This is a genomic window from Sunxiuqinia sp. sy24, from assembly GCF_052677165.1.
Window position 1 is genome coordinate 71,261 of record NZ_JBQYLH010000023.1, and the last position, 9,144, is coordinate 80,404.

10 protein-coding genes are annotated in these 9,144 nt (G+C 37.8%); all 10 read left to right on the forward strand.

From position 1 onward, the window contains the following. Window position 1 precedes the first annotated feature (1 nt). The 10 genes from ACUNWA_RS17385 to ACUNWA_RS17430 all read left to right on the forward strand — a co-directional run bounded on the left by ACUNWA_RS17385 (window position 2) and on the right by ACUNWA_RS17430 (window position 8,968). The gene (locus ACUNWA_RS17385; RefSeq protein ID WP_445593194.1) at window positions 2–1,792 is read left to right on the forward strand and encodes an asparagine synthase-related protein; all 1,791 of its coding nucleotides are present in this window, start codon (window positions 2–4) and stop codon (window positions 1,790–1,792) included. Next, window positions 1,789–2,946 (forward strand): glycosyltransferase family 4 protein, encoded by a 1,158-nt coding sequence (locus ACUNWA_RS17390; RefSeq protein WP_445593195.1) that lies wholly within the window; start codon window positions 1,789–1,791, stop codon window positions 2,944–2,946. Before ACUNWA_RS17385 ends, ACUNWA_RS17390 begins: the two co-directional genes overlap by 4 nt. Beyond that, window positions 2,943–4,064 (forward strand): EpsG family protein, encoded by a 1,122-nt coding sequence (locus ACUNWA_RS17395; protein ID WP_445593196.1) that lies wholly within the window; start codon window positions 2,943–2,945, stop codon window positions 4,062–4,064. The genes ACUNWA_RS17390 and ACUNWA_RS17395 overlap by 4 nt, the downstream gene beginning before the upstream one ends. A gap of 35 nt (window positions 4,065–4,099) precedes the next feature. Continuing rightward, on the forward strand, window positions 4,100–4,873 hold the full coding sequence (locus ACUNWA_RS17400; RefSeq protein WP_445593197.1) for a glycosyltransferase: 774 nt from the start codon (window positions 4,100–4,102) through the stop codon (window positions 4,871–4,873). 64 nt (window positions 4,874–4,937) lie between these two features. After that, window positions 4,938–5,681: a glycosyltransferase family 2 protein gene (locus ACUNWA_RS17405; protein WP_445593198.1), complete on the forward strand. Its 744-nt coding sequence runs from the start codon at window positions 4,938–4,940 to the stop codon at window positions 5,679–5,681. A gap of 33 nt (window positions 5,682–5,714) precedes the next feature. Next, entirely contained in the window at window positions 5,715–6,020 is a 306-nt protein-coding gene (locus ACUNWA_RS17410; RefSeq protein WP_445593199.1) for a hypothetical protein, read from the forward strand. A 405-nt stretch (window positions 6,021–6,425) separates the two neighbouring features. Beyond that, window positions 6,426–7,625: a non-hydrolyzing UDP-N-acetylglucosamine 2-epimerase gene (gene wecB, locus ACUNWA_RS17415; RefSeq protein ID WP_445593200.1), complete on the forward strand. Its 1,200-nt coding sequence runs from the start codon at window positions 6,426–6,428 to the stop codon at window positions 7,623–7,625. A gap of 196 nt (window positions 7,626–7,821) precedes the next feature. Next, a complete protein-coding gene (locus ACUNWA_RS17420) occupies window positions 7,822–8,127 on the forward strand; it encodes a hypothetical protein (protein ID WP_445593201.1) in 306 nt (101 codons plus the stop codon). A 303-nt stretch (window positions 8,128–8,430) separates the two neighbouring features. Beyond that, window positions 8,431–8,667, forward strand: coding sequence for a hypothetical protein (locus ACUNWA_RS17425; protein ID WP_445593202.1), 237 nt, complete (start codon window positions 8,431–8,433; stop codon window positions 8,665–8,667). Window position 8,668: 1 nt separating this feature from the next. Further along, the gene (locus tag ACUNWA_RS17430) at window positions 8,669–8,968 is read left to right on the forward strand and encodes a type II toxin-antitoxin system RelE/ParE family toxin (RefSeq protein ID WP_445593203.1); all 300 of its coding nucleotides are present in this window, start codon (window positions 8,669–8,671) and stop codon (window positions 8,966–8,968) included. Window positions 8,969–9,144: the final 176 nt, after the last annotated feature.

Below are 9,144 nucleotides of genomic sequence, written 5' to 3' on the forward strand. Positions count from 1 at the left end.
TATGAGCGATTTTATATTTCATAGAAAAAGAATTAGGGACGAAGTCCTTTGTAACAAATTACATGAAATCTATAATGATTTACCGATAGAGGTAAAAATAACCCATAGCCAATTTGGAAGCTTAGCATACTGCAAAAACATTTATAATGGATTTGATGAATATGAAACTAATGATTTTATATGCATAGTAATTGGAGGTCCGTTATTAAATTTCTCAAATAATAACTCCATTTCAAAGAAAGGGGGAAGTGATGCCACCAAGGCCATCTTTAAAAGGTGGAAGATTGAAAAAAAAATGGTATGGGATGATGACTTAAGCGGTTCCTTTGTAGTATGTTTCTTCAACAAGCAAAATGGAGTAGTAGAAGTCGTTACTGATATGATGTCTTTCATACCTGTGTATTCTAATATGGATTCTAAGAATCTAGTTATTGGCACTCATGTTGATTCGTTAGCAAAGATTCAAAAAAGCTCTATTGATAAAGTCTCCATAGCTGATTTTGTTTTACATGAAATAATAACATACCCATTCACTGTATATAATGGAATAATACAATTACCACCAGCTACAGCCACAACCTGGTCTATTAATGAAGACGACAACAGCCAAAACGAATACTGGAAACCTCTAGAAACTGAAGGGAAAATAACAAATAGGAAAAAGGACCTTTCAAGCGCTCTTAGAAAGAGTATAATTGAATACGTCAAAAACTTTGAAGAATCAAAAGCAACTATGGCTACTTTTCTTAGTGGCGGAGAAGACTCAAGAGCTATTCTATCTGCAATTAATCAAACGTATGAAAAAGATTCATTTGTTTTTATTGATGAATTAAATAGAGAAACATCAATTGCAAAAAAAATAGCAAAAAAGCTAAATTCAAATTTGATAATTAGTAAAAGGAATTATACTCATTACTGGGAGATACTAAAACCCGCATGTGATTTAATCGGAACCTGTGGAGACTTTGCCCATGTGCATGCTTATAATTTACAGAAAAAAAACAAACTTGAAAACTATGATGTAATCTTAGGTGGTTTCTTTGCTGATGCATTACTAAAAGGCTTTAGAATAGATAAATGTAAGTTACCCAAAGCTCTCAAATTTATTCCCCTTCCAGAAAAAAAATGTGCAAAATCAAATTTTAATAAAACAAGTAATAGTGGGTATATAAAACCTGCTATATTGGAGGTGATCAACGAAAGAAGAAAGACGCACTTAAATTTTATAAGAAGAATGAGGCCAAAATCACATGAAGAGTGGTTCTATATCTGGCCATTTTCCATGAATCCGAGCTCTCCAAACTTATTCGGAAATAGACGGTTATTCAGAGACTTTGAACCATTTACGTCCTCTGCAGTTGTTAAAATTGCTGCGAAAGCACCTCAAGTCATTAAGCTTAACAAAAGGCTATTCCACAACGCATTCTTTCCATTATTCACTCATACGAAATGGATCCCACACGGAAACGGTTCTTTCCCTTTTTTCCCTTGGTATATCAATACTCCCTTAATGTTTTGTGAATCAGTAAAAAGAAGAATTAGAAAATATACTTCAAGAAAAAAAGGCAGAAACGAAGGTTCTTGGTCTAATTGGGATGAATTAATGAAATTAGATCAAAGCAAAGAACTTACAAATGAATACAGAATAATTATTGAGAAAAATTTTAGCCCCGTATTTAAAAATGATTTCAATTTTGACATAGTAAATAATACAGAATTATCAACAACTCAACGAAGAATAATAATTCAGTTAGGCTATCAACTTTCAAAATTAGAAGATATCAGAAAATGAAGATTCTAAACATATCCACCATCATACCGCTAAAAGGTTTACCAAGGGATAATGATATTATTTTACAAATTCAAGATTACTTAAAAAATAAGTATAATTATCAATTCATTATAGCTAAATCATTACCATTTTCACCATCATTCTTAGGATTATTCAGCCAGAAATGGAAAAAATACAGTGAATACACTAAACAGAAAAAACTTAAGATCTATGGATACAATACTCTAATATATTCATGGCTAGCCCCACCAACTAGTAATCTTTGGATTTATTATTTTCTGATCCCTCTCAACTATTTGTGGTATAACTTTAAAATAAAAAAGCAACTATCCAACTTTGCTAACGACACAGACTTAATTGTTACCCAAAGTATATTTCCAGATGCACTATACGGTTACTGGCTTGCTAAAAGGCTAAAAAAGCCCTACGTAGTAAACATAAGAAACGGAATCCCTTCTATTTTCAAACTTTTCCCACTATCCAGAATAACAAAAAATGCTTTCGCAATAATTACTCCCAGTCCCTTAGATTACAAAAAGTTTAAGGATCAACTAAACATCCAATTAATACCTCACCCAATAAACGACTCCTTTTTTACTAAAGAAAAACAGAGCACGAACCTTTCTACAATTAAGATAGTAAGTGTATGTCGTCTCTTGGACTTAAAACATATAGATTGGGTTATAAATACTTTAGCTTTAATAAAAAGCAAAGGCTTCTCTTTTCAATATAATATCATTGGAGATGGACCTGAAACTGAAAAATTAAAAACATTGACAAAAACACTAAAATTAAATGAAAATGTGATTTTTCATGGCTATCAAACTCCACAATATATAAAACAATATCTAGTTGAATCACATATATTTATTATGCCAAGTTATCCAGAAGCACTAGGAATTGCATTTTTGGAAGCTGCTGCTTCAAATTGCTTAATTGTTGGACACAAAAACAGTGGAGTAGATGGTTTGCTCATACATAAGCATTCTGCAATATTTGTTGACAAAAACTCAATAACTGATGAAATTTTACATATTTTCAACCACATTTCTCCATCCTTCCTGAAGCAATACAATGACAATGCAAGAAGAATTGTGGACAAAATTAAATGGAATAGAATTGGAGAGTTATATCATAACTTATACTCAAAATGACTTTAGCCTTTTCATATCTTGTCTATACTACATTACTCTTTTCAGTTCTTTTTTTCACATATTTTGCTAAAAAAAAGCACCGATTATCTAGTCATGATGAATTATTTGCTGATAATATCAACCTAAATTTTTCACATTTTATTGCTATTATTTTCATCGCCTTCATTGTCGGTTATAGATACGAAGTTGGAACTGACTGGTACAGCTATAAATTATATTTTGAAAATGGAATCTTTAAAGAAGGTAAGATTGAGTTTGGATACAGAATAATAAATCAAATCATATATAATTTAAACGGTAAATACACTCTCGTTTTTTTTATCGTATCCTTCATTAGCTGGTACTTTATTTTCAAAGGTTTTCCCAACAAGCTTCTTCCTCTTGGCCTTTACTTTCTATTTTGTGATGAATGGTTTTTCTTTTCAACAAATGGAGTGCGTCAGTTTGCGGCATTTGGATTCTTTTTTTATGCAATACAATTCTTACCGCAACGAAAATTCAAAAAATTTCTATTCTGGATTTTTATTGCTGGGCTATTTCATCGCTCTGCTTGGTTACTATCTCTAATATGCATAATTCCTTGGAGCAAATTATACCATCGAAATACCTGGATGATTGTTTATATATTCTCCTTCCTATTTAGCCAAAACGCAACTCTTCTAAAAATAATCCCTTTAACATTTTCTACACTTGGTCAATTTATTCCATTCTTGAATGTTTATCTCTTATATTTTGAAAGTGTTTTTTACAACGCCGAGAACATATCAATCCTAAATTTCGGAATAGTTTTTAGAGCATTAGTAGCTATTTACATTTTGTATTATAGCAAAATAATAATTGATAAATATCCCAATACAAAACCTTATTACGTGATATTCTTTTTAGGAACAATTCTTACAAATGTATTTATTGGCATCCCAATCTTAAGTCGTTTCATTATCTATTTAACATTTTTCCGTCCATTTCTTTTGGCATTATCAGTATATGTAATTCTACATGAAAAGAAGCATAAATTTGCAGTTATTGCCTCATATGCAATTATTCTTACTTTTTTTATATTATTTCTTTATATTATTTCAATCTCGCCATACAATTTTACTTTCTTAAATGATCATTAATACAATGGTTATATTCAGTATTTAAAAAAGGTAATATGAAAATTTCAATTATAACAATTACGTTAAACGATTTAGAAAATCTAAAAAGTACAACAAAGTCAGTATTGTCTCAAAGTTACAACGACTTTCAATGGATCATAAAGGATGGAAACAGTACTGATGGAACTAAAGAGTTTATTCAACAACTCACTCAAACAAATAAAAACATAGAATATATTAATAAAAAAGATTCATCATTGTACGATGCAATGAATCAAGCACTACCATACATAAAAGGGACTTATACCCTTTTTCTTAATGGAGGAGATGTGCTTGCTTCACCAGATACACTGCAAAAAGTATCTATGCATATTAAAAATAAGGATGAATATGACTTTATTTATGGAGATAACGTTGATGTTAACAAAAAGGGGCTAGAAATATATAAAAGCGCAAGAAAAATTAGTTACTTAAAACATAGTCTACCAACTTCGCATCAAGCAATCTTTTACAAATCAACAATTATAAAAAAGTATAAATATCAACCTAAATACTCAATAGCCGCAGACTATGCACTAACTGCTCAAATCTTCTTTGATGGAAATAGTAGATATAAAAAATTAGATTTTGCAATCTGCAAATTTTATTTAGATGGAACCTCCTTTATTAATCGTATAGACCTACTTGATCAGGGATATGATATCCATATTAAGATTGTAAAAGATAATCTACCACTTGCCAAAATTAAATATTATAAAAGAGCTTTAACATTTTTCCTTCTTGACAATACTCCGTATCTATATAAAATACTCAGAAAATTAATTGGATAATTATGGAATTTTAAGACTCAAAATCGATATTTTATTTATCATTAAAGTATTTCCTATAAAGTAAATGAACTTCTCCATTATAACCGCCACTTACAACAGCTATCCGGCCATTCAAGATTGTATCGATAGTATTGCTCAACAGACTTTAAAGCCAGAGCATTTGATTATTGATGGCCAAAGTAAAGATGAGACACTAACAACGATGAAAAACAGTTCATCGGTTAGCCAATACATTTCAGAACCCGACAAGGGGATTTATGATGCCCTGAACAAGGGGCTTCGGCTTGCCCAGGGAGAGATTATTGGCTTATTGCATTCGGATGATTTACTGGCTGACGCAACAACGCTGGAAAAGATCAATCAAGCGTTTGAGGAAACTGGTGCAGATGTGGTGTACGGCGACTTGGTCTATGTGGACAAGGAAGATACCAGTAAAGTCATTCGTTACTGGAAAAGCCAGGCCTTTCAACCGGCCTTACTCAACCGGGGATGGATGCCCGCCCACCCTACCGTATTTGCCAAACGGGAAGTCTACGCCAAGTATGGTCAGTTTGACCTTTCCTTTGACATTGCTGCCGACTACGATCTCATGCTCCGCATTTTTCAGGATAAAACCTTGAAATTTGCCTATTTGCCAGCGGTCATCACCCGCATGCGTGTTGGAGGAGCCAGTAATAAAAGTCTGAAAAACATCATCCACAAATCAAGCGAAGATTATCGTGCGATGAAAAAGAACAGACTCCCCTTCCCGCTCTGGACTTTAGCCTGCAAGAACTTATCAAAGATCCCACAGTTTTTGAAACGCTAAGCGGGGATCAAACCTTTTCCAAAGTTTGAAACTTTGGAAAAGGTACAAGCATTTTGCCTCCTTTTCAGGTACGGAAACGAGAGGCCAGCTCCCCGTACTTTACAACGACAACAAGGCATCGACCTGTCAGCGTCAGAGGAAACAACAACCAATCACGATCCCGATAACAGTTGCAATTCGCAGAAAGACCCGAAACAAGTTCGGAAAGACGCGCCACTCCTGCCGGATTACACCAACTCCTCCCCTCGCTTTTCGAAGAGAGGGGCAAAGCCTGCGAAGCTGGCTTGGGGAGAGTTCCCTGCCGATCGTTTAAGGGCACCAGTAACGAGGGATCAGTAGTTAGCCGTTTGTAACGGCAGCAAAACCAACACTAACAGCGTCCGAGGGAAACAAACCAAACACGATCCCGGTAACAGTTGCAATTCGCAAAAAGATTCCGAAACAAGTTCGGAAAGACCCAAAACTCCAGTAGGATTGCACCAACTCCTCCCCTCGCTTTTCGAAGAGAGGGGCAAAGCCTGCGAAGCGGACTTGGGGAGAGTTCCCTTTGCCGCTCGTTTAAGAGCAACAGAAACGAGCGGCCAGCGCATTCCTTTTCATTTTTGGGGAAGGTGGCTCAATCGATTGGGCGGAAGAATCAAGAAAACCAACAACCGTTATGGCGAGGACTAGCTGTTGAGAACAAAGCCATCTAACGGCATCTAGCCACTCTGCAAAACGTAAAACAACCAAAACCACGATAACATGAAAATCATTTCCATCGTAGGGGCTCGTCCTAACTTCATGAAAATTGCTCCGTTTGTACGTGCCATCGAACAATACAACCATACGCATAAAGATGCTACCAGCCCAAACATTAAGCATATACTCGTACACACCGGGCAGCATTACGATGATCGGATGAGCCAGGCCTTTTTCGATGCACTGGGCATCCCCGCAGCGGACATTAACCTGGGCATTGGTTCCGGCACCCATGCCGAGCAGGTAGGTAACACCATGATCGGATTTGAAAAGATATGCCTGGAAGAAAAACCAGACTGGGTGGTGGTCGTCGGCGATGTCAATGCCACCCTGGCATGTTCCGTCACAGCCAAAAAGCTCAACATCAAGGTATGTCATATTGAAGCCGGTCTTCGCTCAGGCGACATGACGATGCCCGAAGAGGTCAACCGACTTGTTACCGACCGGTTGAGCGACCTCTTGCTCACGCCGGATAAACTATCCAATGCGAACCTTCAAAAAGAAGGCGTCCCGGAGGAGAAAATCAAATTCGTTGGTAATATTATGATTGACACCCTTGAGGCTAATCGAGAAAAAGCATCAACACTCCAAATCAACAATATAATAACAGCCAATCTTCTGGATCCGAATCGCGCGAAAGCATTTCACCCCCACCTGGAGGGGGAATCTTCGGCATCAAACGAAGAAGGGGGTAGTTATGCGCTCCTCACCCTTCATCGGCCATCCAATGTCGATCAGAAAGAAGTTCTGGAACCTATTCTCCACTTCCTCACCGATGAAGTAGCCAGCGAAATGCCTGTCATCTGGCCCATTCATCCCCGCACACAAAAAATGCTTCAAAACTTTGGATTATGGGAAAAGGCCATAAGCTGCCCCAATCTCTTTTTGATGCACCCCATCGGTTACCACGAAATGTTGCGACTTAATATGACTGCCTCCATCATGCTTACTGATAGCGGTGGCTTACAGGAAGAGTGCTGTGTATTGGGTACTCCTTGCCTAACCCTCCGTTGGAATACCGAACGACCGGTTACCTTGAAAGAACATGGAGGGGCCAGCGTATTGGTCGGCAATAACATTGAACGCATCCGAAAAGAATACCAAAGGGCAATCAAGGCAGGACGTTTACCACAGCGACCAGAGCTTTGGGATGGACAAACAGCGATGCGCTGTGTCAAGGCAATCATTGATTATCAAGCCTAGCCGGAAATCTGTCCATGCCCCTCTGACCTGAAAACATCAGCGAAGAAACAAACCAGTCGCGGTTCGGAACAGTTGTGAGTAGTGACCATCGACTGACAAGCTCCAGGCACTTTAACCTTGTTCCTTTACACTTCAACCTTAATTTGAAGTCGTTTGAGAGCAACAAAAACGAGCGGCTAATTGCCCGTCGTTTGCAATGACAACAATACAGCTACCTGTCGATCAGCTAAAAGAAACAAGCAATCACGCCCCCCCGCAGCAATTCCAATTCGGGCAGGATTCCGAAACAAGTTCGGAAAGACGCGCCACTCCTGCCGGATTACACCAACTCCTCCCCTCGCTTTTCGAAGAGCGAGGCAAAGCCTGCGAAGCTGGCTTGGGGAGAATTCCCTGCCGATCGTTTGCAACAACAATCCCCCACTTCACCACCAGGAGAAACGCGCGAAGGCCCGAAAAAAATGCGGACCGGCGATGGGGTGAACTGACTTTTAGGTTCGAGTAGCCATAATACGGAAACCGTTAAGAAAGTCACGAGCGGGAAGAAGCTTATTTTTTTCTTGGCTTTTTTGCATCGTTTTTGGGTGACCCCGAAGATCATGGCCCCCGGCGGGGAAAGTCAGCAGGCAAAAACCGAACCACCTCGTCACCGATAAATCGGTGCCACTCCTCCTTGAATAGCAGAAGAAAAGACTGAGCAATTCACATGGTTTATGCTCGACTTTAATCATCTAATACTCAAAAAGGGACCGAAAAAACGTCGCTCCTCACTAGATTATTTCATATTTTTACAAAAAACAGCTACACGATGGATATTCAAGCTTTAAAACTGGATTTGGTTGCCAAGATCCTAAAGACCGAAAAATCATCCCTACTCATTCATATTGCAAAACTACTTGAAAAGGAAAATGATCAGGATTGGTGGGATCAGCTACCTGAAGAAGTGCAACAATCAATTCGAGACGGAATAGAAGATGCTTCGAAGGGAAGAACCTATTCTCACGATCAGGTAGTGCGTGAAGCCAAACAAAAATACGGTTTTTAAGATGGAAGTAATTTGGTCAGCAAAAGCCCGGATCACTTACTTTAAGGTGTTGGATTATTTACAGAAGAGTTGGTCAAAAAAAGAAATGATTCAATTCTCCGATAAGACTGAAATTATAATTAGAACTCTTGCCAAAAACCCCTTTATCTTCGTTGCGTCCAGCAAACAACCAACGATTCGTAAAGCAACTATTGATAAAAACAATTCGCTTTTCTATCAAGTCGATGAAAAAGATCAGAAAATTTATCTGCTTACCTTTTTCGACAATCGACGAAATCCAGAGAAAGTCAAGGTTGATTAAATGGTTTTCTGCCGTTCGTTTAAAATCAACAAAAACGAGCGGCCAGCTACCCGTCTTTTGCAACGACAACAATCCAGCGACCTGTCAGCGTCGACAGAGCTAACAGCGTCAACTGAAAATCACAAGCAATCACGATCCCCGATAACAGTTGCAATTCGCAGAAAGACCCGAAACAA